The 24,372-nt window shown below is 65.2% G+C and carries 25 protein-coding genes; 13 read left to right on the forward strand and 12 right to left on the reverse strand.

Features of this window, described 5'->3' with window-relative positions; translation table 11 throughout:
* Positions 1–13 precede the first annotated feature (13 nt).
* Positions 14–988, reverse strand: a complete 975-nt coding sequence (locus tag ACETII_RS20490; RefSeq protein WP_472786762.1) for a PstS family phosphate ABC transporter substrate-binding protein — start codon at positions 986–988, stop codon at positions 14–16.
* Between the two features lie 241 nt (positions 989–1,229).
* Between ACETII_RS20490 and tolQ the strand changes: the two genes are divergently transcribed.
* The 5 genes from tolQ (at position 1,230) to ung (ending at position 5,710) form a co-directional block, all read left to right on the forward strand.
* Entirely contained in the window at positions 1,230–1,973 is a 744-nt protein-coding gene (gene tolQ / locus ACETII_RS20495) for a protein TolQ (protein WP_472786763.1), read from the forward strand.
* Between the two features lie 3 nt (positions 1,974–1,976).
* Positions 1,977–2,426, forward strand: a complete 450-nt coding sequence (locus ACETII_RS20500; RefSeq protein ID WP_363349161.1) for an ExbD/TolR family protein — start codon at positions 1,977–1,979, stop codon at positions 2,424–2,426.
* 10 nt (positions 2,427–2,436) lie between these two features.
* Positions 2,437–3,621 carry a cell envelope biogenesis protein TolA gene (locus ACETII_RS20505; RefSeq protein ID WP_472786764.1) on the forward strand — a complete coding sequence of 395 codons (1,185 nt, stop codon included), beginning with the start codon at positions 2,437–2,439 and terminating at the stop codon, positions 3,619–3,621.
* Positions 3,622–3,663: 42 nt separating this feature from the next.
* Complete coding sequence (gene tolB, locus ACETII_RS20510) at positions 3,664–4,962, forward strand: Tol-Pal system beta propeller repeat protein TolB (protein ID WP_363349163.1); 1,299 nt, start codon at positions 3,664–3,666, stop codon at positions 4,960–4,962.
* A gap of 79 nt (positions 4,963–5,041) precedes the next feature.
* Entirely contained in the window at positions 5,042–5,710 is a 669-nt protein-coding gene (gene ung, locus ACETII_RS20515; RefSeq protein WP_472786765.1) for a uracil-DNA glycosylase, read from the forward strand.
* A gap of 545 nt (positions 5,711–6,255) precedes the next feature.
* Here the strand turns inward: ung and ACETII_RS20520 are convergent.
* Both ACETII_RS20520 and ACETII_RS20525 read right to left on the reverse strand, forming a co-directional pair.
* Positions 6,256–6,900 carry a glutathione S-transferase family protein gene (locus tag ACETII_RS20520; RefSeq protein ID WP_472786766.1) on the reverse strand — a complete coding sequence of 215 codons (645 nt, stop codon included), beginning with the start codon at positions 6,898–6,900 and terminating at the stop codon, positions 6,256–6,258.
* Between the two features lie 16 nt (positions 6,901–6,916).
* A complete protein-coding gene (locus tag ACETII_RS20525) occupies positions 6,917–8,026 on the reverse strand; it encodes a calcium:cation antiporter (RefSeq protein WP_363349166.1) in 1,110 nt (369 codons plus the stop codon).
* Positions 8,027–8,183: 157 nt separating this feature from the next.
* On the opposite strand from ACETII_RS20525, the gene ACETII_RS20530 reads away from it, so the two are divergent.
* On the forward strand, positions 8,184–8,354 hold the full coding sequence (locus ACETII_RS20530; RefSeq protein ID WP_472786767.1) for a Flp family type IVb pilin: 171 nt from the start codon (positions 8,184–8,186) through the stop codon (positions 8,352–8,354).
* A gap of 53 nt (positions 8,355–8,407) precedes the next feature.
* Entirely contained in the window at positions 8,408–10,396 is a 1,989-nt protein-coding gene (gene uvrC / locus ACETII_RS20535; RefSeq protein ID WP_472786768.1) for an excinuclease ABC subunit UvrC, read from the forward strand.
* Between the two features lie 2 nt (positions 10,397–10,398).
* On the opposite strand, the gene ACETII_RS20540 is transcribed toward uvrC, so the two are convergent.
* The 3 genes from ACETII_RS20540 to hemP (ACETII_RS20550) all read right to left on the reverse strand — a co-directional run bounded on the left by ACETII_RS20540 (position 10,399) and on the right by hemP (ACETII_RS20550) (position 12,145).
* Positions 10,399–10,977, reverse strand: a complete 579-nt coding sequence (locus tag ACETII_RS20540; protein ID WP_472786769.1) for a J domain-containing protein — start codon at positions 10,975–10,977, stop codon at positions 10,399–10,401.
* Positions 10,978–11,619: 642 nt separating this feature from the next.
* Positions 11,620–11,799: a hemin uptake protein HemP gene (hemP, locus tag ACETII_RS20545; protein WP_472786770.1), complete on the reverse strand. Its 180-nt coding sequence runs from the start codon at positions 11,797–11,799 to the stop codon at positions 11,620–11,622.
* 157 nt (positions 11,800–11,956) lie between these two features.
* A complete protein-coding gene (gene hemP / locus ACETII_RS20550; protein WP_472786771.1) occupies positions 11,957–12,145 on the reverse strand; it encodes a hemin uptake protein HemP in 189 nt (62 codons plus the stop codon).
* A 329-nt stretch (positions 12,146–12,474) separates the two neighbouring features.
* On the opposite strand from hemP (ACETII_RS20550), the gene ACETII_RS20555 reads away from it, so the two are divergent.
* The 6 genes from ACETII_RS20555 to ACETII_RS20580 are packed head-to-tail and all read left to right on the forward strand — an operon-like array spanning position 12,475 to position 18,454.
* Positions 12,475–15,024 (forward strand): TonB-dependent receptor, encoded by a 2,550-nt coding sequence (locus ACETII_RS20555; RefSeq protein WP_472786772.1) that lies wholly within the window; start codon positions 12,475–12,477, stop codon positions 15,022–15,024.
* Between the two features lie 11 nt (positions 15,025–15,035).
* The gene (locus ACETII_RS20560; RefSeq protein ID WP_472786773.1) at positions 15,036–15,716 is read left to right on the forward strand and encodes a Fe2+-dependent dioxygenase; all 681 of its coding nucleotides are present in this window, start codon (positions 15,036–15,038) and stop codon (positions 15,714–15,716) included.
* A 4-nt stretch (positions 15,717–15,720) separates the two neighbouring features.
* Entirely contained in the window at positions 15,721–16,404 is a 684-nt protein-coding gene (locus tag ACETII_RS20565) for a Fe2+-dependent dioxygenase (RefSeq protein WP_472786774.1), read from the forward strand.
* Positions 16,405–16,409: 5 nt separating this feature from the next.
* Positions 16,410–17,213, forward strand: a complete 804-nt coding sequence (gene exbB / locus ACETII_RS20570; protein WP_472788198.1) for a tonB-system energizer ExbB — start codon at positions 16,410–16,412, stop codon at positions 17,211–17,213.
* A 6-nt stretch (positions 17,214–17,219) separates the two neighbouring features.
* Complete coding sequence (gene exbD, locus ACETII_RS20575) at positions 17,220–17,666, forward strand: TonB system transport protein ExbD (RefSeq protein WP_472786775.1); 447 nt, start codon at positions 17,220–17,222, stop codon at positions 17,664–17,666.
* Positions 17,663–18,454 (forward strand): energy transducer TonB, encoded by a 792-nt coding sequence (locus ACETII_RS20580; RefSeq protein WP_472786776.1) that lies wholly within the window; start codon positions 17,663–17,665, stop codon positions 18,452–18,454. Before exbD ends, ACETII_RS20580 begins: the two co-directional genes overlap by 4 nt.
* A 69-nt stretch (positions 18,455–18,523) precedes the next feature.
* Here ACETII_RS20580 and guaA read toward each other — a convergent pair whose 3' ends face one another.
* The 6 genes from guaA to ACETII_RS20610 form a co-directional block, all read right to left on the reverse strand.
* Entirely contained in the window at positions 18,524–20,125 is a 1,602-nt protein-coding gene (guaA, locus tag ACETII_RS20585) for a glutamine-hydrolyzing GMP synthase (RefSeq protein ID WP_472786777.1), read from the reverse strand.
* Between the two features lie 80 nt (positions 20,126–20,205).
* Positions 20,206–20,343 (reverse strand): hypothetical protein, encoded by a 138-nt coding sequence (locus tag ACETII_RS20590; protein ID WP_472786778.1) that lies wholly within the window; start codon positions 20,341–20,343, stop codon positions 20,206–20,208.
* Positions 20,289–20,603: an endonuclease domain-containing protein gene (locus tag ACETII_RS20595; protein WP_472786779.1), complete on the reverse strand. Its 315-nt coding sequence runs from the start codon at positions 20,601–20,603 to the stop codon at positions 20,289–20,291. The genes ACETII_RS20590 and ACETII_RS20595 overlap by 55 nt, the downstream gene beginning before the upstream one ends.
* 67 nt (positions 20,604–20,670) lie before the next feature.
* Entirely contained in the window at positions 20,671–21,987 is a 1,317-nt protein-coding gene (locus ACETII_RS20600) for an RsmB/NOP family class I SAM-dependent RNA methyltransferase (RefSeq protein WP_472786780.1), read from the reverse strand.
* A 74-nt stretch (positions 21,988–22,061) separates the two neighbouring features.
* Entirely contained in the window at positions 22,062–23,042 is a 981-nt protein-coding gene (locus ACETII_RS20605) for a fructose-bisphosphatase class II family protein (RefSeq protein WP_472786781.1), read from the reverse strand.
* A 12-nt stretch (positions 23,043–23,054) separates the two neighbouring features.
* Entirely contained in the window at positions 23,055–24,353 is a 1,299-nt protein-coding gene (locus tag ACETII_RS20610) for a homoserine dehydrogenase (RefSeq protein WP_472786782.1), read from the reverse strand.
* Positions 24,354–24,372: the final 19 nt, after the last annotated feature.

The raw sequence follows: 24,372 nt of genomic DNA on the forward strand, positions 1-24,372 counted from the left end.
GGCCGCCTGTCGCCTACTCCGCGGATGCGAGCAGGCCCAGACGCGTCAATTCATGCTCGCGGATATTTCGGGTGATGGGGTAATAGCCGCCCTTTTTCGCCTGCGTCTGACCGTCGCGGGACAGAATATATTTCACGAATTCGCCCGAAAGCGTGTCGAGCGGCGATTTGGGGTCCTTGAGCAAATAGACGTAGAGTCCGCGGGCGAGCGGATATTTGCGCGTATAGGCGCTCTCGAATGAGGTGTCGTAGCACGGCTTGCCGGCGCTGGCGGCGACAGGCACGGCGCGGACTCCGTCGGTCTTGTAGCCGATGCCCGAATAGCCGATCGCGCCCTGTTCCGCGGCGACGGCCTTCACCACCGCTTCGGAACCCGCCTGCTGCTGAACCGCCTCCTTGAAATCGCCGCCGCCAAGCACGTTCTGCTTGAAATATTTATTGGTGCCGGAAAGCGTGTTGCGGCCGAAAAGCGTGATCGGTTTCGCCGCCCACGGGCCCGTCGCGCCGAGATCGCCCCAGACATGCGCGCTCTTGCCGCCGGCGCTCTTGGGGTTTTCGGCGAAAATGCGGTCGAGTTGCTCCAGCGTGAGGCAGTGCACGGGATTGTCCTTGTGGACGTAGATCGCCAGCGCGTCCACGGCGACCAGGACGCCCGTCGGCCGATAACCGCGTTTAGCCTCGAACGCCGCAATCTCGTCCGGGGTCATCTGGCGCGACATCGGGGCGAGCTGCGACTCGCCCGAAAGCAGAGCGGGCGGCGCCGTATTCGACCCTTTGCCTTCGATCTCGATCTCCACGCCGGGATAAATGGCTTTGAAGCCCTCCGCCCAAAGCTCCATCTCGCGCAAAAGCGTGTCCGAACCGACGGATTTCAGCTTCCCGGACAGAACCCGGACGGGCTTGTAGGGAGAAAGCTCCAGATCGAAGGACAGGGCGGCGGGAAAAGTCATCGCGCAAAAGGCGAGGACTGTCGCGAGGATACGTTTCATGAGGGGCTCTTTGGCCAAAGGATTGCGACTGTCATAATCTAGAAACAAGCTGACAGTCCGATGACATGCCCCCCTTTAAGCCGCCGGGTCACGATCTTTTAACCCTTACGGCTTGTTAAGATTTCGGCGGTAGCTATCCTTGTGCGGCGCAACGAAGCCCCAGAAAGGGCGAAATTGCGGGCAATAAGGGCGGCGCTTTTGCTCAGGAAAAGCGCGCCAAATTCCGCTTCAAGGACAAATCATGAATCCAGCCGACATCGCCGCGACCGCCGGCGCCGCCGCCCCCGCCGCCGACATCACCATCTGGAGCATGTTCTGGGGCGCGCATATCGTCGTGAAATTCGTGATGGTCGGCCTGCTGCTGGCCTCCGTCTGGTGCTGGGCGATCATCATCGACAAGACGCTGCTGTTCGCGCGCATCCGCCGCTCGATGGATCGGTTCGAGGAGAATTTCTGGTCCGGCAATTCGCTCGAGGAGCTTTACAGCAAGCTGTCCGAGCGTCCGACCTCGGGCATGGCGACCCTCTTCGTCGCCGCCATGAAGGAGTGGAAGCGCTCCTTCCAGACGGGCGCCAGCGCCAGCTTCATGGGCCTTCAGGCGCGCATCGAGAAGGTCCTGGACGTCTCCATCGCCCGCGAGGTCGAGAAACTCGAATCCAATCTCCTCGTGCTCGCGACGGTCGCCTCGGCGGGGCCTTTCGTCGGCCTCTTCGGCACGGTCTGGGGCATCATGACGTCGTTCCGCTCGATCGCCGCCTCCAAGAACACCTCGCTCGCGGTCGTGGCGCCCGGCATCGCCGAGGCGCTGCTCGCCACCGCCATCGGCCTTTTCGCCGCCATTCCGGCGCTCATCGCCTATAACAAGATGCAAGGCGACGTCGCCAAGGCGCAGGCGCGCATGGAGAGCTTCGCCGACGAGTTCTCCGCCATTCTCTCGCGCCAGATCGACCAGCACGCGGCCTCGAACCGCGACCGGGCGGCTTAAGCGATGGGCGCGTCGCTCTCCACGCCCGGACGCAAGGGCGGCCGACGCCGGCGCGGGGTGCCGCGTTACGGCGCGATGGCGGAAATCAACATGACGCCCTTCATCGACGTCATGCTGGTGCTGCTGATCATCTTCATGGTCGCGGCGCCTTTGCTCGCGACCGGCGTCGCCGTCGATCTACCGCAGACGAAGGCAGGTCCGCTCAATATCGACCAGAAGCCCGTCTCCATCGCGATCGACGACAAGGGCCAGATCTTCCTCATGGATCAGCCCGTCGAGGTCGGCGAGCTTCTCGACCGGCTGAAGGATACGGTCAAACAGGGCTTCGACGAGCGCATCTATGTGCGCGGCTCCAAGGCGGTCAATTACGGCCGCATCGCCGAAGTCATGTCTCTCGTCATCAGCGCGGGATACAAGAAGGTCGCTCTGGTGACGGAGCAGGAGAAGAAGTGAGTCTGCGACGGTGAGGGTTTCGCGCTCCGAGCCTGGCGTCGTCATCTCCTCCGCAGCCCATGCCGGACTGCTGCTGGCGGCGCTCGTCCTGTTCTCGGACGCCCGGAAATTCGACGATGCGCAGGAGATGATCCCGATCGAGGTGGTCACCGACGACGGGCTCAATCAGGTCGCCAAGGGCGAGAAGACCGCGCGCGACCTGAAACCCTCGCAGCGCGTCGACAAGGTCGCGCCGGAAAGCGAAGCCAAGCCGCTGCCGCCGCTCGCTGAGGCGAAGAAGGATACGCCGACCCCGCCGCCGCCGCTCAAGCGCCTGCCCGACCCCGGCGCCGACGACACGCCGGAGCCGACGCCGCCGAAGCGCATCGCCGCCCTGCCCCCGGCGCCGGAGCCGCCGACGCGGCCCCAGCCCGAGAAGAAGCCGGAGCCCCCGAAGCCCGTCGAGGCGAAGCCCGCCCCGACGCCGCCCGCCAAGCCGAAGGCCGCCGCGCCGCAGGAGAAGGAGCAGGAGGAGCCGAAAGAGGCCGAGGTCGTGAAGCCCAAGCCTCCCGTGCGCCCAAAGCCCGAGGAGAAGGAGGCGAAGGAGACGCCAAAGCCCGAAAAGCCGAAGGAGCGCCTCAAGATCGACGAGGTGGCGAAGCTCCTCGACAGCAAGAAGGCCGAGGAAAAGCCCGCCAAGCCCGAAAACAGCGAGGGCGAGACGGCCGAGAAGAGCGTCAAGGGCGCGAAGCCGAAGTCAGGCGACGAGAGCGCGCCGAAGTCGAAGTTCGACGCCGCGAGCATCTCCAAGCTTTTGAGCAAGGAGGCGCCGCAGCGGCGCGCGGCGACCGGTGATCAACTTCGCACGGCGTCGCTCGGCGCCCCCGAGGGCACGGCGCCGAAAATGTCCGCCTCGATGGAGGCGCGCATCGCGGCCTATATCCACGACCATTATCATCCGTGCTGGGCCTCCGCGCTTACGCTCGGCGGCGCAACCTTCGCGCCCGTCGTGGAGTTCCATTTGAGCCGCGAGGGCGCCCTCGAGGGGCGACCGCGCCTGCTCAATCCCTCGAGCAATCCGGTGGAGCAAGCGCGCGGCGAACAGGCCGTGCAGGCGGTGCGCCGCTGCAGCCCCATGCGCATACCGCCGGAGTTCATGCCTTATTACGAGGAAGCGCTGCATGACGTGACGATCCGCTTCCAGGACGCCAACTGATGGCGTCGGTTTTGAACATGACCATCCAACGAGACGCCTGAAATGACACGCCCCATCACGCGCCGCGCCGCGGCCGGACTCATCGCCTCCGCCGCTCTGGCGCCTTTCACGCCTGCCCGCGCCGGCCGCATCATCGATCTCAAGGGAGGAAGCTTTCAGCCGACCAATATCGCTGTGGCGCCTTTCGCCGGCGACGACGCCGCGCGCACCATCACGTCGGTCGCCGTCAATAACTTCAAGCGGTCGGTTTTCCTGCGGCCCGTCGATTCGAGCGTCGCGGCCGGCTCGCCGGATCAACCCGACCTTTCCGCCTACAAAGCGGCGAATGCGCAATTCGTCTTGACCGGCCGCTCGGTGCGCGCGGGCGACGGTCGTTTGAAGACGGAATTCCGTCTCTTCGACGTCACCACGGGCGAGCAGGTCGCGGGGCAGCAATATGTCACCGAGTCCGCCAATATGCGCCGCGTCGCGCATCTGCTCTCGGACGCCGTGTTCAGCCGCATCACGGGCGAAAAGGGCTTTTTCGACACGCGCATCGTCTTCGTCGACGAGACGGGCTCCAAGGACAAGCGGCGCAAGCGCCTCGCCATGATGGATCAGGACGGCGCCAATGTGCGCTATCTGACCCGTGGCGACGAGTTGGTCGTTACCCCCCGCTTCTCGCCCTCCTCGCTCGACGTCACCTACATGGCCTTGAACGACGACGGCGAGCCGAAGGTCCTTCTCATGAATATCGAGAACAGCCAGCGCGAGGTCGTCGGCAATTTCCCGGGCATGACCTTCTCGCCGCGCTTTTCGCCGGATGGGCAGAAGATCATCATGTCGCTTTCCGAGGGCTCGTCGACAAATCTTTATACAATGGACTTGCGCTCGCGCACGACGACGCGCCTGACCGACACCAGCGCCATCGACACGGCGCCCTCCTATTCGCCGGACGGCTCCCGCATCTGTTTCGAGAGCGACCGCGGCGGCTCGCAGCAAATTTATGTGATGGGGGCGCACGGCGGCGACGCCAAGCGCATTTCTTTCGGCGGCGGCCGCTATTCGACGCCGGTGTGGTCGCCCAAGGGCGATTACATCGCCTTCACCAAGCAGAACGGCGGCAATTTCTCGATCGGCGTGATGAAGACCGACGGCTCGGGCGAGCGCATCCTGACCGAGGGCTTCCACAACGAAGGCCCGACCTGGGCGCCGAACGGCCTGTTCCTGATGTTCTTCCGCGACAGCGGCGGCGGCGGCGGGCCGAAGATTTACATGGTCGACGTCTTCGGCCGCTCGGAGACGCAGGTGCCGACGCCCGGCTACGCCAGCGACCCGGCGTGGGGGCCGCTGCAGGATTGAGCGGCCGTGGCGCCGGCGTGCGCCGGGGCGGACGGCGACCCTTTGTCCTGCACTCCTGCCGCGTGATAATGACCCACGCATGACCAAGCCCGTCCGCATCGACGACAGCTGGAAAAAGCGTCTCGCGCGCGAATTCGAGCAGCCCTATTTTGCCGAGCTGCGCGAATTCGTGCGAAGCGAATATGCGTCCTGCGCGGTCTATCCGCCCGCCGCGCAGATCTTTCGCGCGTTCGACGAATGCCCTTTCGATCAGGTGAAAGTCGTCATTCTCGGCCAGGATCCCTATCACGGCCCCGGACAGGCGAATGGCCTGTGCTTCGCCGTCGGCGCCGGCGTCGCGCCGCCGCCGTCGCTGCAAAACATCTTCAAGGAGATCGAGGCGGACCTCGGCCATCCCGTGTCGCGCGACCCCGACCTCTCGCGCTGGGCGAAACAGGGCGTGCTTTTGCTCAACGCGACGCTCACCGTGCGCGCCACGCAGGCGGGATCGCATCAGAACAAGGGCTGGGAGCGCTTCACCGACGCCGCCGTTCACGCATTGGCGCGCGAGCGCGAGGGCGTCGTGTTCATGCTCTGGGGCTCCTATGCGCGCCGCAAGGGCGCGGGGATCGACCGCAAGAAGCATCTCGTGCTCGAATGCGCCCACCCCTCGCCGCTTTCGGCGCACAACGGCTTCTTCGGCTGCAAGCACTTCTCCAAGGCGAACGACTATCTGGTCGCCCACGGGGAAACGCCCATCGACTGGTGACCGCCGCCCGGCCCCTCGCCCCAACCCTCTCCCCGCGTGCGGGGAGAAGGGGGCGTGGCTCTCCCCGCTTGCGGGGAGAGGCCGGGAGAGGGGCTCGGGGCAGTAAGTGACAATGATAAAATGAAACCTTGTGAGAATCCCCTGGCCCTTCACCCCAACCCTCTCCCCGCTCGCGGGGAGAAGGGGGCGTGGCTCGTGAACGGCGTCGTCAATGAACGGCCAACCTCTTCTCCTCTTCCCGCTTGCGGGGAGAGGCCGGGTGAGGGGCTCGGGGCAGTAAGTGACAATGATAAAATGAAACCTTGTGAGAATCCCCTGGCCCCTCACCCCAACCCTCTCCCCGCTCGCGGGGAGAGGGGGGCGTGGCTCGTGAACGGCGTCGTCAAGGAAGGCCCAACCTCTCCTCCTCTTCCCGCTTGCGGGGAGAGGCCGGGAGAGGGGCTCGGGGCAGTAAGTGACAATGATAAAATGAAACCTTGTGATAATCCCCTGGCCCCTCACCCCAACCCTCTCCCCGCTCGCGGGGAGAGGGGGCGTGGCTGGCGTCACCCCTTCGCCGCCGCGGCCGCTTCGTGAACTTTCAGCAATTGCGCGTCGGTCTCCGCCACCCGCGCGAACGCGGGGCGCGACGCCACACGCTCGACATAGGCTGAAATTTTCGGCGTCGCGGGCACGAGGCCGAAGCCGGTCGTCCAGCGCAGGGCCGTCGCCCAGAGAATGTCCGCCGCGGTGAAGCGCGCGCCGAAGAGATAGGGGCCCGCCGCGAGCTGATTGTCGATCAGCGCCATGACGCTCTCGAAATCGCCATAGGCGCTCATGCTTCTTTGCGGTTCGTGCTTGTTGTAGCGGTCCATCACCGCCGGCTCGAAAGCCGAGCCGTAGAAGACGAGCCAGCGCAGATAAGGCCCGCGCAGCGGATCGCCGATCGGCGGCGCGAGCTTCTTCTGCGGGAAGGCGTCCGCGAGATAGATGAAGATCGCCGCAAGCTCCGTCACCAGCGCGCCGTCGTGGACGATGGCGGGAACCTTGCCGAGCGGATTGACGGCGAGATAGTCGGCCTCGCGCTGCGCGCCGACTTTGAAGTTCACGTCGCGCAAAGCGTACGGCGCGTCCAGCTCCTCGAGCAGGGTCAGCACGGCGGAAGAACGCGTCTGCGGGGAATGGTAGAAGATCAGGTCGCTCTCACTCATCGGCGCGCTCCTTGATTCATGGGAAAAACAGGAAGAAGGCATATGTCGCGAAGACGACGAGATGCACAAGGCCCGTAAAGACGTTGGTGCGCCCGGCGCCGAAGCTCACCACGCTCAGCATCAGCGTCAGCACGAGCATGGCGGTGTCGCGGCTGCCGAGGCCGAACACAATCTCGCGTCCCGTCGAGAGGCTCAACAGCGCCACGGTCGGGACCGTCAGGCCGATGGTGGAGACGACAGAGCCGAGCGCGCCGTTGAGACTCGTTTGCAGCGCGTTGCGGTGCGCGGCGCGAATGGAGTTCAGCGACTCGGGAAGAAGAACCAGCAAGGCCGCGCAAGCCCCTGTCACGGGATTGACCTCGGCGACGCCCGCCCAGGCCAACGCCTCTTCGAGGCTCGGGATCACCCGCTGCGCGAGCAGCGACACGCCGAGGAGGCTGGCCGCCAATCCAGCTCCCGCAAAAATAGACTGGCCGGTCGTCGGCGCATGCGCATGCGCGCCCAGCGCGGCGGCGTGCGCGTCGAGAAAATAGGAGCGGTGCCGCACCGTCTGAATGAAGAGGAAGGCGCAATAGAGCAGGATTGACAGCACGCTGACGAAGACGAGCTGCGCCGGCGCGAGCGTCGGCCCGTAGGACGAGGTCGTGTAATTCGGGATGATGAGCGTGAGCATCGACAGCGCGATCAGCACGGCCAGATAGGCGCTGGCCCCCATCGGCTGCAGCTCCTGCTCGCCATGGCGGAACCCGCCCAGCAACAGGCATAGCCCGACAAGGCCGTTGCAGACGATCATGATCGCGGAGAAGACCGCCTCGCGCGCTTCCGTCGGGTCATCCATGCCGTGATTGATCATCGAGGTCAGGATGGCGAGTTCGATGATCGTCACCGCAATCGTCAGCACCAGCGTGCCGACCGGCTCCCCTACTTTGGCGCTAATGTTCTCCGCGTGGCGAAGCGCCGCGAAGACCGAACCGATCACGAGCGCGGCCGCCGTCAGCGGCACGACGAAGGCCATGGACGGGTGAACGTTTTCGATCCAGCCCTCGGTGGCCGCGAAAACCGCCGCATAGCCGAGCGCCAGCGCCGGAAAGACGACGCTGCCGATCGTGACTCCAACGCCAATCATGATCTCTCCGGTCTAAAGCTCGCCAAGCGCGCGGGACTTTGGCCATGGCGCGCCACGAGCGCAAGCCTGACCAGAGGCTTTTTGGCGCCAGAGATGCCGCGTGGGGGGAGAACAGCGCCGAGGCGTTCGATTTCGAAACGGAAATCGGGGATTTCAGATGATCAGAGCGTTTCTTATGGATCAAAACGGCTCAACCGCGGTCGAATACGCCGCGATCGGCTGCTTCCTTTCCATCCTGGTCTACGCCGGCGCCCAGGCGATCGGACGGACCTTGGCCGACAAGCATTTCGGCGGGCTCCTCAAGGCGTGGGCCACGGCCGCCGGCTGAGCCGCGTCGAAAGCCTTCCCAAGACCGCAAACGCGGCATAAGTCTGGGGGACCATGACCCCTCCCCCCGGAAAGACGCGCGACCTCCCGCCGGAGGCTGACGACGCATTTGACGCCGCAGACGCCGCGCCGGAGCCGTTGGACGAGGCGACGCCCGAAGATGACGCTCCCCAGACGCCCGAGAGCGTGAGACGCGGCGTCGCCGTGATCAAGCGCTACTGGAAACATGCGCCGAACGGCCCGGGCGTCTATCGCATGATCGCCGAGAACGGCGAGGTGCTCTACGTCGGCAAGGCCAAGAATGTGCGCAAGCGCGTCGCGAGCTACACGCGGCTCGCCGGCCATGTGAACCGCATCGCCCGGATGATTTCGGGCACGGCCTCGATGGTGTTCATCTCGGTCGAGACCGAGACTGAGGCGCTGCTTCTCGAGGCCAATCTCATCAAGCAGATGAAGCCGCGCTTCAATGTCCTGATGCGCGACGACAAGTCGTTTCCCTATATTCTCATCGCGCGCGACCACGCGGCGCCGCAGATCGCCAAGCATCGCGGCGCGCGCGTCCGCAAGGGCGATTATTTCGGACCCTTCGCGAGCGTTTGGGCGGTCAATCGCGCGCTCAACGCTCTGGAGCGCGCCTTTCTGCTGCGCTCCTGCGCACAAAGCTTCTACGACAATCGCACCCGCCCTTGCCTGCTCTTCCAGATCAAGCGCTGCTCCGGCCCCTGCACCGGGGAAATCTCGATCGAGGATTACACCGAGCTCGTCCGCGAGGCGCGCGACTTTCTCTCCGGCAAGAGCCGCAGCGTGCGCGAGCAATTGGCTCAGGAAATGACCGAGGCCGCCGAGCGGCTCGAATTCGAACGCGCGGCGCGGCTGCGCGACCGCATCTCGGCGCTCTCCGCGATTCAGGGCGCGCAGGGGATCAATCCGCGCACCGTCGAGGAGGCCGACGTCTTCGCCATCGCGAAGGACGCCGGGCGCTTCTGCATCGAGGCGTTCTTCTTCCGCGCCTATCAGAACTGGGGCAACCGCTCCTATTTCCCGCGCGCCGACGCGAGCCTCTCGGAGGCTGAAGTGCTCGACGCCTTCCTCGCGCAATTCTACGACGAACATCCGTCGGCGCGCTGCGTGCTGCTCTCGCATCCGATCGAAGACAGCGCCCTCCTCGAGGAGGCGCTCTCCGCCAAGCTCAAGAAGGCCGTCGACGTCATTGCTCCGCAGCGTGGCGAGAAGCGCGAGCTCGTCGAACATGCGCTCAACAACGCGCGCCAGGCGCTCGGCCGCAAACTCGCGGAGGACGCGAGCCAGCAGCGGCTGCTCGCAGCGCTCGGCGAAGCCTTCGGACTGGCTGCGCCGCCGCGCCGCATCGAGGTCTACGACAATTCGCATACGGGCGGCGCGCAGGCCATCGGCGCGATGATCGTCGCGGGGCCTGCCGGCTTCATGAAGGCCCATTACCGCACCTTCAACATCAAGAGCGCGGACATCGCCCCGGGCGACGATTACGCCATGATGCGCGAAGTGCTCACCCGCCGCTTCGCGCGCCTCGCCAAGGATTCAGAGAAGGATGCGGATCCGGAGGCCTTTCCGACAAAGCCCGATCTGGTGCTGATCGACGGCGGCCGCGGACAATTCGACGTGGCGCGCGAGGCCCTGCGCGAGAGCGGCGTCGACGGCGTCGCGCTCGCTTCCATCGCCAAGGGCCGCGACCGCGAGGCCGGACGCGAGACCTTCTTCATCGACGGACGCGACCCCTTCCGTCTGCCCCCGCACGACCCGGCGCTTTACTTCGTGCAGCGCCTGCGCGACGAAGCGCATCGTTTTGCGATCGGCACGCATCGCGCGCGGCGCAAGAAGGAGTTCACCAAGAACCCGCTGGACGAAATTCCGGGAATCGGCCCCTCGCGCAAACGCGCGCTGCTGCTCGCCTTCGGTTCGGCGAAAGCCGTCGCCCGCGCCGCGCTCTCCGATCTCGAAAAGGCGCCGGGCATCAATAAGGCGACGGCGCGCATGGTCTATGACCACTTCCAGCGCGGCGACTAGCCTCACCACTTCCAGAACGCCTCGAGCCAGTTGACGAGCGCAAGCAGCGCAACGACGGCGAAGACGAAGAGAAGCGCCATATAGACGCGCATCACGATGTCGAGGAAGAAACGCAGCACCGCCAGGACAGCCTGCTCCAACGCGTCCGACAGACCGGCATACTCGCGCCGGCGGCTGGCGAAAAAGCCGGCGCTGAACAGAATCGCGAACCCGCCCGCGACAAGCAGGCCCGGCCGGAAAGCCGCGTGAATGCCGTCGCCGCGGTCGAGCAGGAAAAGCCCGAGAACAAACGCCGCGAAAGCGAGCATGAGATAGGCGCGTCGGCGCAGAAAGCCGGGACGCGGAGGCGGATTTGGCGCTTGACGCGGGGCGGGATCCACGGGACGCACAGCCTCCGGCGTCTGCTGCCGCTGGCCGCGGATCGTCAGCGCGTTATAGGCTTCCGTGACCTGCTGGAATATGGCCGCGTCTCCGCCCGCGACGTCGGGATGATATTTCTTCGCGAGCCGGCGATAGGCCGCATTGACCTCGCGCCGCGACGCATCTTCCCTGACGCCAAGAACTTCGTGATACGTCGGCATCCGCCCTGCCCGAAATTGGATCTACGTCGCCACTATTCCCGCGACTTCGTTGCAGGATCAAGTGGCGTGCGCGCCTCGGGCGAAAGGGCGGGGATAAAAATGGCGACGCTGGCGTGAAGGCGGAAGGCGTGGACTCCCTCCCTTTCTGCGCGCGCTCACGCGTTGTCGGCGGACGGCCGCGACTCTGAACCACCGCGCGCGTCGGCCTGTCGCGAACGACGCACGGGAAGCGCGGCCGATTCATCGCCAAAGACTACGCCTTGGCGACCCCGTCAATTCTGACGCTCTCGGCCGCTTGCGATATTGCACTAACCTGCTCGCCGAAGGGGCTCGTCCGACGAGTGAGCGTCGGAGCGACGCGAACGGGCGATGAAAGCGGCATATTCGGCGCTTCTCTGGCGCAAGCACTCGTCCGGACAGGAGTCGGAGTAACAGCCTCGCAGCACCGCGAGCCCGTAACCGGCGAGTTTCGCCTCATCGACGCAATGGCGGACCGGAGACTGCGTCATCGCCCATTCGAGGATTGCGTCGATTCGGCTCTTTTCATTTGCTATGTCGCACATGATGTCACCCATTTGCTGGAGCGCGGACGAGGCTCTAGTGGGAGAAGAAAGCGGATGGCGGGCCAAGGGCGCTCCAGAGTCACTTCGTCAAGATGAGTTTATTGTTGTTCGTAATACGGAGACGATACCGTTCTCCGTCATGGATGATGATCGCTTCTACGCCCTGCCCGATCAGCTCGCGCGCGACATACTGCTTCAGGAAGGGCTGCGGCGAAGGGGTTGGTAAAGAGGGCGGTTCTTCATCCTGCTGGTCTGACATCGTGATCCATCTCGCTTTAGCCGCACGCTGAAGCAAGCAAGTCTCATGGTCAACGCCAGCCGACGTTGATTGGAAATTTAGCAAAGTTCAAAACTTCGATCCGCCTCGACGGGTGTCGGCGCGCGCTGGCGCGCTGGCGACATCCTGCGGGCGAGCATTACTTCGTCAATATGAGCTTGTTATTCGCCGTGATGCGGAGCCGGTACCGTTCTCCGGCATGAACTATCGTCGCCTCTTGGCGTCGACCGAGCAAATCACGCGTGTCTATTTCGAGCGCCGGACACTCCGAATTGGGCGCTTGTGCAAGCGACTGTCTGTGACGCCGCGTCCTTCTTTCCTTCTCCATAGTTGAAACACATCCAACGAGGTGGGCGCGCGCCTCAACTGACGAAGCCCCTCATTGGAATGCTTCCAGCTTTGCGACCGCTTATTTGTAGGAAACTGATCATTTCGCCTCTGAGGGTGTGCGCTTTGTTTCAGAGCCGATCCCTTCATGTGCCGAACGCTACAAACATGGAAATCTTCCAACTACGAAATCCTAGTTTCTTCTTGAGTGTGCGCGCGAGCAACTTCTAAACAAGCAAAGCAGTTCAGGCGACCAGCAAGCCAGCCACGGCGAAACGCCCAGCCAGCCAGCCATCGCAGATAAATTCCGCATGGCAGGAGATACATCTGGTGAAACGTGTTCCGAGCTCGATCAAGTCCCCGCTCTCGCTGAGAACCTTGCGACTACCGTCGCCGAGCGCAGCCCTGCGGGAGGGGTCGGTTACGGCGCTGGGCGTCGCCGCATTCCTCAGTTCGACAGCGAGCGTCGCTCTCGCTCAGGATGCGTCCACGACTTTGCCGCCGGTCAAGGTCGACGCGCCGCGCGAAAAGCCGCGTCCCGTCGCGCCCGTGAAGCCGAAGCCGACGCCCGTCGTTGTCGCCAAGCCGCAACCGGCGCATCACACGGCGCACACGAATGCGTCGACAGGACAGCGCAGCGCCGGCGCTGCTTCCGCCGCGGCCGCGGCGGCTGGCGGACCAGGCGGCGGCGTCGCCGCCACGAGCGTTCCGCTCTTCATCCAGGCGGAGGCCGATCCTTATGCGGATCCGGCTGCGCCCTATCGCGCAGTCCGGCTCGCGTCGAACAAATTCACGCAGCCGATTTTGAACCAGCCGCGCACCGTGACCGTGCTCACGAAGGAGGTTCTGGAGGACAAGAACGCCTGGTCGCTCCGCGAAATCGGCCGCAGCACCGCCGGCGTCACGCTGGGCACGGGCGAGGGCGGCAACGCTTTCGGCGATCGCTTCTTCATTCGCGGCTTCGACGCGCGCAACGATATTTTCATCGACGGCATTCGCGATCCGGGCGTCAATCTGCGCGAGAATTTCTACACGGAACAGGTCGAGATTCTGCGCGGGCCCGGATCGACCTTCGCCGGTCGCGGCACCTCCGGCGGCGCCATCAACATCGTCACGAAACAGGCCAACACGATTGGCGACTTCGTCGATTTCCGCGCGATCGGCGGACCCTCGGACGACACCAAGCGCGTCACGCTCGACGTCAACAAGGTCATCAGTCCGATCCTGGCCATCCGCGCCAACGGACTCTTCCAGAATGCGAACGTCGCCGGCCGCAGCTTCGTCACCGACGACCGCAACGGCGCCGCCGGATCGGTCGTCTTCAGGCCGCTCGAGAATCTGACCTTCACCGCGCAATACACGCACGTCTATCAGAACGGCCTGCCCGACTTCGGCGTGCCTTACAACCGCATTCGCAACCGGCCCTATCCGGAAGGCGTCACGCCGCGTTACACTTGGTACGGCCTCATCAACCGCGACTTCCAGGCTTATTCGCAGGACTTCGGCACGTTTACCGCGCAGTACCGCTATAATGAAAATTTGATGATCACCAGCCGATTGCGGCAGTCGCGCTCGGTTGTCGATTACATCGGCACGCTCGCGCAGAATACCAATATCTTCCGTGGGACCGTGACGCTCGGCGCGCAGAGCCGCTATCAGGTGACGAATGTCGTCGACAACCAGACCGACGCGAACATCAATTTCTACACCGGGCCGATCAAGCATGAAGCCGTCACCGGCGTGGAGTTCGCGCACGAGGGGGTGACGCGCACCAACTACGCGGGGCTGAACTCGGAGTTCAACGGCGTGCCGCTCGTTGCGGGCCCGCTCAACTGCAATCTCTACCTGCCCTGCACCTATCTGCCTTTCCCCAACGAACCCTACCGCAATCCCAATGTGACGCGTATCGGGGTGGACACGAGGTCCGGCTACCTGATCGAGACGGCGAACTATCAGGATATCGTCATCGCCAACGGCGGCGTGCGCGCCGACGATTACACGATCTGGAATCGCAACGAGCTCGGCACGACCTTCGCAAACAACCATTCCTTGATGATCAACTACAATGGCGGGTTGGTGTTGAAGCCCATTCCCGACGTCAGCCTCTATGCGGCCTACGCGACCTCGAGCAATCCGGTCGGCGCCGAACTCGATGGCGGCGCAGCCAACTATGGCGGACTGACGACTGCGGTGCAGATTTTCCCGCCACAGTTCAATCGGGCGAAAGAGATCGGCGTCAAGTGGCAGCTCTTCGGCCATCTGCTCGCGACGGCGGCGCTGTTTCGAACCGACGTATCCAATGCGCGCGAGATCAATTCCGGCATAACCACCGGCAACGCCGCCTATTACATCCAGGGCGTCGATCTCGAAGTCGCCGGCAACATCACCGACAGGTGGAGCGTGCTCGGCGGCCTCGTCATCATGGAGTCGAAGGTCAAGAACTCCTTCGCCTGGTCAAACGTCGGCCTGCAGCTCGCCAATATTGCGCATGAATCCTTCAGCATGTTGTCGAAATACAAATTCGGCGATCTCATCGGTCTCCCCCTCGACGGCCTCGAGATCGGCGGCCAGGCGATCTACCGCTCGAAGATCTACGGCGGCAACAACATCATCGCGAATGGCGCGACGGTCATCAACGCGGCGGGCTTCCCGGCGCCGACGGCGGCGAACCCCTTCGTCAACGTGCCGACGATTCTACCGTCCTACTGGCGCTTCGACGTCTTCGCGGAGATGAATCTGTCGAAAAACGTGGGGATGAAATTCACGCTCATGAACATCTTCAACCGGACATATTACGACGCCTTCTACCAGACGGCGACGCCCTTCACCCAGGTGGCGCCGGGTCGCGCCGCCTACCTTGAAGCCCATGTGAACTTCTAGGGAGACCGGCTATGCTCGTTCATGTTCCCGCCGCCCTCGGAAAGGCGGAAGTCCTGCGATTACGCGACGCGCTCGCCAGCGCGTCGTGGGAGGACGGCGCGGCGTCGGGCGGAGCGAGCAAGACCGCCAAGCGCAACAGCCAGACGCCGCCCGACTCCGAGTTATCGCGTCAGCTCGGGTCGGCGGTGGCTTCGGCGCTGCTCGCGAGTCCGGCTTTCGTCGCCGCGGCGATCCCGCTGCGCATCTTCCCGCCTCTGTTCGAGCGATATGAGGTGGGAGATCGCTACGACCCGCATGTCGATAATGCGGTGCGCGGCGACGCGCTGACCGGCGCGCGCATACGCGTCGACCTCGCGGCGACGCTGCTTTTGTCGGAACCCGAAGAATATGACGGCGGCGAGCTCATCGTCGAAGACATCTTCGGGTCCCGGAAATTCAAGCCGCAAGCCGGCGACGCGGTGCTTTTTTCCGCCGGCAGTCCGAACATGGTGACGCCCGTCACCCGAGGCGTGCGTCTCGCGTCCTTTCTCTGGCTGCAGAGCATGATCCAGTCCGACGAAGCGCGCGATCTCGTCTGCGATCTCGACGCGGCGATACAGGACCTTTCGCCGCGCATTGGCGGGGACGATCCCGACCTGCGCAAGCTCACGACGGTCTATCACAACCTCATCCGAATCTGGGGAGAAGCATAAGCCCATGCTGATCTGCATCCCCGAGGTCTTGACGAAGCAGCAGGTGGCGTTCTTTCGAGAAACCATGTCGGCGGTCGATTGGGAGGACGGGCGGACGACCGCCGGTTCGCAGTCTTCCTTGGTGAAGAACAATCTGCAGCTTCCCCAGGATGGCCCCGCCGCCCGCGAGCTGGGAGAGCATGTCCTGCAGGCTCTCGCGAGCTGCCCGGCGTTCGTTTCGGCGGCGCTGCCGCTCAGAATCTTTCCGCCGCTTTTCAACCGATATGGCGTCGGGCAGAATTTCGGCCTCCACGTCGACAATGCGATCCGCGGGATTCCCGGCACGACGATCCGCATTCGCACCGATCTCTCGTGCACGCTTTTTCTCTCGGAGGCGGAAGATTACGAAGGCGGCGAACTCGTGATCGAGGACCGCGTGGGGCAGCAGGAGGTCAAGCTTGCCGCTGGCGATCTCGTTCTCTACCCTTCGACGAGCCTACACTTCGTTCGTGAAGTGACGCGCGGCGAACGCGTCGCTTCGTTTTTTTGGCTGCAAAGCATGATCCGGGACAATGTGGCCCGCGCTTTGCTGTTCGATCTGGACCAGGCGATTCAATCCTTGAGCCATCGGCTTGGCGCAGGCGATCCAGCTTGTGTGAGGCTTACTGGAATCTACCACAATCTCATTCGAGTATGGGCGGAAGCATGAAAAACATGATGCGATCGGCGTTCCTGGGAATGCTTTCTCTCGCCGCCCTCGTCTCTGCGAGCTGGGCTCAAGGCTCCCCGACGGCGCGCGCCGTCGATGCGGCGATCGCCGCGACGAAGCCTCATGATCTTTCTGTCTGGACGATGTTTTCAAACGCCGACATCGTCGTGAAAATCGTCATGATCGGCCTGCTGCTTGCCTCCGTCGGCACGTGGACCGTCCTCATCGCCAAGACGATTGAATTGAAGCGCGCCCGCCAACGCGCTCTCGACGCTCTCGCCAGGCTCTCCGAGGCGCGCGGACTTGCAGAAGCGCGATTAGCCTTGGGGAACGGCGACCGTTTGACCACCGCTCTCCTCTCGGAAGCGACGCGTGAGTTGAAACTCTCTTCCGACATTCTCGCCGGGCCCGGCGTCAAGGAGCGCGTCAGCTCCTGCTTTGTGGAAGTCGAGCGCGCCGAGGCTTTGTCCGTCAAGCGCGGCACGGGGTTTCTGGCGTCCGTCGGCTCGACCGCGCCTTTCGTCGGCCTCTTTGGAACCGTGTGGGGCATCATGAACAGCTTCATCGGCATCTCCAAGGCCCAGACCACCAATCTCGCCGTCGTCGCGCCCGGCATCGCCGAGGCCCTTCTCGCGACGGCCATCGGCCTCTTCGCTGCGATCCCCGCCGTGCTGATCTACAATCATCTCGCGCGGCAGACGAGCGCCTATCTCGAGCTCGTCTCCAATGTCTCGGGCGAGCTGCTGCGCATCGTGTCGCGTGATCTCGATCGCGGACATCACGCAAGCAAGATTCAAGCGGCGGAGTAAGCGACCATGGCCGCGCATCTCGGCAAAGGCGATCTGCAGGAAACGCACGAGATCAACGTCACGCCTTTCATCGACGTGATGCTGGTTCTCCTCATTATCTTCATGGTCGCGGCGCCGCTGGCGACGGTCGACCTGCCGGTCGATCTTCCGGCCTCCAACGCGGCGCCGCATGAGAAGCCGGACAAGCCCGTTTATGTGACGATCCAATCCGATCTGGCGTTGGCCATCGGCGATACGCCGGTGAAGCGCAACGATCTGGTCGCGACGCTGGAAAAGCATCTCGGCGAGAAAGGCAAACGCATCTATCTGCGCGCCGACAGCGCGGTGCCCTATGGCGAGATGATGGCGATCTTGGAGCGGCTGCGCGCCGGCGGTTTCCTGAAAGTTGGGTTGGTTGCGCTCGACGCTGGCGGCAAAGACAGCGGGGGCAAAGACGCGGGCGGCGCCAAATGAGCGGCGCTGCGGCTCTGCGAAACGAAGCGCTGAACAACAGGCTCTGGGGCCTTGCGACGCTCTGCGCTATTTTCCTGCATGTCGGCGGCGCCGCGACCGCGTTCCTCACGCTTCGGGGCGACATCGACGAGGAGGCGAGCAGCGCGCCGGCGATCGAGATTTCGCTCGAGCCCGTGGCGGCGCGCGAGATCGAACATCTCGACCATCCGCCCGGCCCCGTGACCGACGAGTCCGCCGCGGCGGCGCCGTCGGTCGCCTCGGCCGAAACCAAGGAAAATATCGAAGAGAAAATAGCGCGGGCCGAGGCCGAGGATGCGGAGCTGTCGCGCGACGCGAAGCCGGAGAAGCCGGTCGAGGATCAGAAGTCGCGGCAGGCCCAGCAGGTGGTGTCGAATGAATCCGCCGCCTCCGAAGCGACGGCGCCGCCGAAATCCGAAGCCGAAAAGCTGGCCGACCGCCCGGCCGCGCCGGTGCAAGGCGCGGACGCCGCCGCCAACGCCGTCAAGCTGACGTGGCAGAAGGCGCTGATGGCGCATCTCAATCGCGCCAAGCGTTACCCGGCCGGCGGCGGCCGACGGGCCGCGGAGGCAAGCGTCCACTTCACCCTCGATCGACGCGGTCACATCCTCGCCTACAGCATCAAGCGCTCCTCCGGCCTCCCCGTCTTCGACGAAGCCGCGCTCACGATGATGAAGAAGGCCGATCCGGTCCCCGCGCCGCCACCGGTCATCGCCGACGAAAGCCTGTCCTTCGAGGTGCCCGTGCAGTTTCGCGCGGATCGGCGATAGGGTCGGTTGAATAGAAGTTCTGCCGGAGGGTGATTGCGGCCCTCGCCAGGGATCGAGCCCGCAGCCCCCTCACTCCCACTCGATCGTGCCCGGCGGCTTCGACGTCACGTCGTAGACGACGCGATTGACGCCCCTCACCTCATTGATGATGCGCGTTGCCGCGCGGCCGAGGAAATTCATGTCGAAGGGATAGAAATCCGCCGTCATGCCGTCGCTGCTCGTCACTGCGCGCAGCGCGACGACGTAATCATAGGTGCGGCCGTCGCCCATCACGCCGACGCTGCGCACCGGCAGCAGCGCCGCGAAGGCCTGCCAGATTTCATCGTAAAGACCCGCCTTGCGAATCTCGTCGAGATAGACGGCGTCGGCCTTGCGCAGAATGTCGAGCTTCTCGCGCGTGATGAGGCCAGGGCAGCGAATGGCGAGGCCCGGTCCGGGGAAGGGATGGCGCCCGACGAAAGCCTCCGGCAGACCGAGTTCGCGGCCGAGCGCCCGCACCTCGTCCTTGAAGAGTTCGCGCAACGGCTCGACGAGCGCCATATTCATGCGCTCCGGCAGCCCGCCCACATTGTGATGCGATTTGATCGTGACCGACGGCCCGCCAGTAAAGGAGACGCTCTCGATAACGTCGGGGTAGAGCGTGCCCTGCGCGAGAAATTGCGGCGCGCCGCGGCCGTCCTCAGCAATCTTCTTGGCTTCCGCTTCGAAGGTTTCGATGAACAGACGGCCAATCGTCTTGCGCTTCACTTCCGGATCGTCGACGCCCTCGAGCGCCGAGAGGAAAAGCTCCTCGGCTTCGACGTGATGCAGCGGGATGTTGTAATGGTCGCGGAACAGGCGCACCACCTCCTCCGCCTCGCCGAGCCGCAACAGGCCGTGGTCGACGAAGACGCAGGTCAGGCGATCGCCGATCGCCTCGTGGATGAGCACCGCTGCGACGGCGCTGTCGACGCCGCCGGAGAGGCCGCAGAGCACGCGCCCCTCGCCGACCTGCTTGCGGATCGCGGCGATCGCTTCGCCGCGGAAGGCGGCCATCGTCCAGTCGGATTTGAGACCCGCGACCTTGTGCACGAAATTGGCGAGAAGCCTCGCGCCGTCCGGCGTATGCACGACCTCCGGGTGAAACTGCAGCCCGAAATAGCGGCGCTGCTCGTCTGCGATCGCCGCCATGGGCGCGTTTTCCGACGCGGCGATGACCCGGAAGCCTTCCGGTAAGTCCGTGACGCGGTCGCCATGGCTCATCCAGACCGTGGCGCTGGCGCCTCTGGCCCAGACGCCGTCGAAGAGCGCGCTATGCTCCAGCGCCGTGATCTCGGCGCGGCCGAATTCGCGATGATGCCCGCCCTCGACCTTGCCGCCGAGTTGCGTCGCCATGGTCTGCTCGCCGTAGCAGATGCCGAGCACGGGCACGCCCGACTCGAAGATCGCTTGCGGCGCGCGCGGCGAGCCTTCGTCGGTCACCGAGCACGGCCCGCCGGAGAGGATCACCGCCTTGGGGCGGATCTCGGCGAAGGCGCGATCGGCGCGCTGGAAGGGCGCGATCTCACAATAGACGCCCGCTTCGCGCACACGCCGCGCAATGAGCTGCGTGACCTGCGAGCCGAAGTCGACGATGAGAACCTTGTCGTGGCGGTCGGCGATGTCGTGGTGGAAGGTTTCGGCGGCGGTCATGGGTTCTTTCGGCGTCGCCCCCTCGTGTCCCGCCCCCTTCGCGGGAGAGGGGACGCTCACGCCCGTGGTAGCTTCGTCTCTCAGCTATCACAGTCTAACTCCCTCTCCCGCGCAGCGGGGGAGGGTTGGGGAGGGGGTAATCTGTCCTCAGCGCGCAGGCGGATCATCTCCAGCACGCCCTCGAACTCTGCGTAAACCTGCCCGTTGGTGAATCGCAAGACCGAAAATCCATTCTTCGCGAACCATCTGTCGCGGAGACCGTCGCGCAGAAGCTCGGCGTCGGTGGAATGCGTGGCGCGAGTTTGAGAGCGTGGCAGAGAAAGTCAGCAACATAGGGACCACAAGGAGCCTGCCGGCGGAAGTGCAAAGCCTTGAAGCGATGGCCGCGGAGCGCATGCCAGAGCTTACGCTCCGCTTCGGTCATCTCCCGGCGAAGCTTCCGGGCGAAGGCAATCTTTGGAAGTTTGCCCTTCTCCATCGCCCCCTCCCTGTCCCTCCCCCGCTTTGCGGGAGAGGGGACGCTCGCGACGAAGCTTAGCTGAACCTTATCCTTCCGCGAAGCGGGAGAAGGGTCGGGAGTTCCGCATCAAACACACATAAAACCCATCCGTCCCGCTCGTCGCCGGCGAAAGCCTGATCCCCCGCCCATGTGGCGAAGCGAAGCGGGCAAGGTCGGGAAGCCCCGCGCCTTCCGCCGCCTCCTGGGCCGAAAGAGCGGCAAAGTCAGTGTTCGCGCGGAGAAACGCCTCGACCTGCTCTTCGTTCTCGTCGATCAGGAGCGAGCAGGTCACATAAGCGAGCCGGCCGCCGGGCTTCACGAAGCGCAGGCCCTGCTCGAGCAGCGCCGCCTGCTCCTTCAGCCGCAATTCCAGCGCGCCGGGCGCGAGGCGCCATTTGGCGTCGGGGTGGCGCCGCCAGGCGCCGACGCCGGTGCAGGGCGCGTCGATCAGCACGAGGTCGCAGCGCCCGGCGAGATCGGAGAGGACGTCCGCCTTGCCCTTCGGTTGGCGCACCTGAATGTTGCGCGCCCCCGCCCGCTCCAGCCGCTCGTGGATCGGCATCAGCCGGCGCCCGTCGGCGTCATAGGCGTAGAGCTGCCCGCGATTATGCATCTGCCCGGCCAGCGCCAGCGCCTTGCCGCCGCCGCCGGCGCAAAGGTCGAGAACCTGCTCGCCCGGCGCGGCGGCGCATAAAAGAGAGGCGAGCTGCGAGGCCTCGTCCTGCAGCTCGACCAGACCCTTCACATAAGCGGTTTCGGCGGGGAGCGCCGGCCCCCTGCCCTGCCCGGCCTCTATGCGCAGGCCGATCGGCGAGAGCGGCGTCGGCGCGGGATTGAGATGCGCGAGCTTCGCCAGCGCTTGCTCGCGCGAGCCCTTCAGAAGGTTGACGCGCAGATCGACGGGCGCGCGCGTGGCGAGCGCGGAGCCCTCCGCGGCCGCCTGCGCGCCGAAGGCGGCGGCGAAGCGCTCTGTGAGCCACTCCGGATAATCGCCGCGCACATGTGCGGGCGCGTCCGCGAGCGTCGCCGTGTCGAGCCGCTGACGCTCTTCTTCGGTCAGCGGCGCCGGAGCGTGGCGCTCTCCCGAGCAAAGCGCAGCGATGGCGTTGACGTCGAGCCCCCGCGCCTCCCGCAGCGCCCCGAGCATGGTCGCGCGCGGCGTCTCCGCGCCCATGATCCACCGCGCGGACGAAAGCTTGCGCAGCGCGTCGAAGACGAGGCTGGCGATCGCGGCGCGGTCCTTCGAGCCCGCGAAGCGATGCGACGCCCCCCAGTCCTTGAGCGCCTCCGCGGCGGGGCGGCGGCGCTGCGCGAGATCGGCCAGAACTTCAATGGCGGCGGAGATATGGGCGGCGGGGGTCATAAAGGGCTTTCCGGGCGAAGGGCGGACGTCGGCGTCGGCTTTACAGCGGCCGGCGGTCGCGCGCCCGCGAAAGGTTAGATCCGCGGGCGCCGCCGCGCCCCGATGCAGCGCACTGTGCTCGTCGCGGAGCGATAGACGAGGGTCTCGGTCTCGATCCGGCCCTTGTCGAACACGACCCCGTCGACCAGCGGGCCGTCGGTCACGCCAGTGACGCAGACCACGACGTCGCCCGTCACCATGTCGGCGACGCTGTATTTCTTGCGCGGATCGTCGAGGCCGTGGCGCAAAGCGCTGGCGCGTTGTTCGGGCGTCTCCAAGACAAGGCGGCCCTGCATCTGGCCGCCGGCGCAGCGCAGGACCGCCGCGGCCAACACGCCCTCGGGCGCGCCGCCCCGGCCCAGATACATGTCGACGCCGGTTTCCGTCGGGTCGGTCACGAAGACGATCCCAGCGACGTCGCCGTCGGAAATGAGTCGCACGCAGGCGCCCGCCTTGCGGCATTTGGAGATGATCTGGGCGTGACGCGGACGGTCCAGCACGCAGACGGTGATCTCGGCGGCCGGCACGCCCTTGGCCTCTGCCAGCGCGCGCACATTGTCGGCCGGGTCACGGTCGAGATCGACGAGGCCCTCGGGATAGCCCGGACCGATCGCGATCTTGTCCATGTAGGAGTCGGGCGCATGCAGGAAGGAGCCGGACGTGGCGGCGGCGGCGATGGCGATGGAGCCGGACATGTCCTTGGCGCAGAGCGTCGCGCCCTCTAGCGGCGCCACGGCGAGCTCGACATGCGGGCCCGCCGCCGCGCCGATCTCGGCGCCGACATGAAGGCGCGACGACTCGGCGTCGTCGCCTTCGCCGATCACGATGCGGCCGCGCACGGGCAGACGCGCCAGCTCCTCATACATGGCCTCGACCGCGGCGCGGTCCGCGCTCATCTCGTCGCCACGCCCACGCAGTCGCGCCGCCGCGACCGCCGCGCGCTCCGTGGCGCGGGCGAGCTCGATCGTAAGCAGGCGGTCGATGGACGCGGCGTCGAGCTGCGGTTTGAGTGTCATGAGGCGGTGGGCCTATTCGCGCTCGATGCGGATGACCTGGGCGCGCGAGACGATCGTGCCATCCTGAAAAATAAGCTCCAGCGCCTCGCGGACGAGATGCTCGCTCGTCGCGTGCGTGATCAGGATCACGTCCACGCAAGCCCCGGGCGCGCCGCGACGGCCGCGCTGCATGATGCTCTCGAGCGAAATCTGCCGCTCCGCCATCCGCCCGGCGATCTTGGCGAAGGCGCCCGCCACGTCGCGCACCGACATGCGGATGTAATAACCGCCTTCGTGGCGGCGCATCGGCGTGCGCTTGAGCTCGGAAAGCTGCGCCGACGGCAGGCCGAAGGGCGCAGAGCGCACGCCCTTGGCGATGTCGGCGATATCGGCGACGACGGCCGAGGCGGTGGCGTCGCCGCCCGCGCCGGGACCGACGAGCGTCAATTCGTGCACCGCGTCGGCGTCGATGGTCACGGCGTTGAGCACGCCCATCACCTGGGCGATCGCCGAGTTCTTGCTGACCATGGTCGGATGCACGCGCTGCTCGATGCCGTCCGCCGTGCGCTGGGCGACGCCCAGGAGCTTGATCCGGAAGCCGAGTTCGTCGGCGGCCTCGATGTCGGCGAGGCTGACGCGCTCGATGCCTTCAATATCGATCGACTGCGCCGAAATCCGCGTGCCAAAGGCGAGCGAGGTGAGGATCGCGAGCTTGTGCGCCGTGTCGAAGCCGCCGATGTCGAAGGTGGGGTCAGCCTCGGCGTAGCCGAGCTTCTGCGCCTCTTTCAGGCACTCCTCGAATGAGAGCTGCTCGCGCTCCATGCGCGATAGAATGTAATTGCAGGTGCCGTTGAGAACGCCATAGACGCGCTCGATCGAATTGCCGGCGAGGCCCTCGCGCAGCGTCTTCACGAGCGGTATGCCGCCGGCGACCGAGGCCTCGAAGGACAGCGCGACATGCTTCTCCTCGGCGAGCTGCGTGAGATGCAGGCCATGCGCCGCGAGCAGCGCCTTGTTGGCGGTCACGACCGACTTGCCATGCGCGAGCGCGGTCTCGACGCTGGCGCGGGCCGGCCCTTCAGAGCCGCCGATCAGTTCGACGAAAAGGTCGACCCTTTCGGACGCCGCGAGCTTCACCGGGTCCGCGAAAAATTCCGCTCCAGAGAAATCGGCGTCGCGTTTCTTCGCCTGGTCGCGCGCCGAAACCCCGGTGACGACGATCCGTCGTCCGGTGCGCGCGGTCAGCGCCTCCGCCTGCCGGTGGAGCAGCCGCGCCACCGCCGAGCCGACCGTGCCGAGTCCCGCGATCCCGACGCGCAAAATCTCCGACATTTCCACCCTTCCGGGAAAA

It is taken from the genome of Methylocystis sp. NC52PC (genome assembly GCF_055698645.1).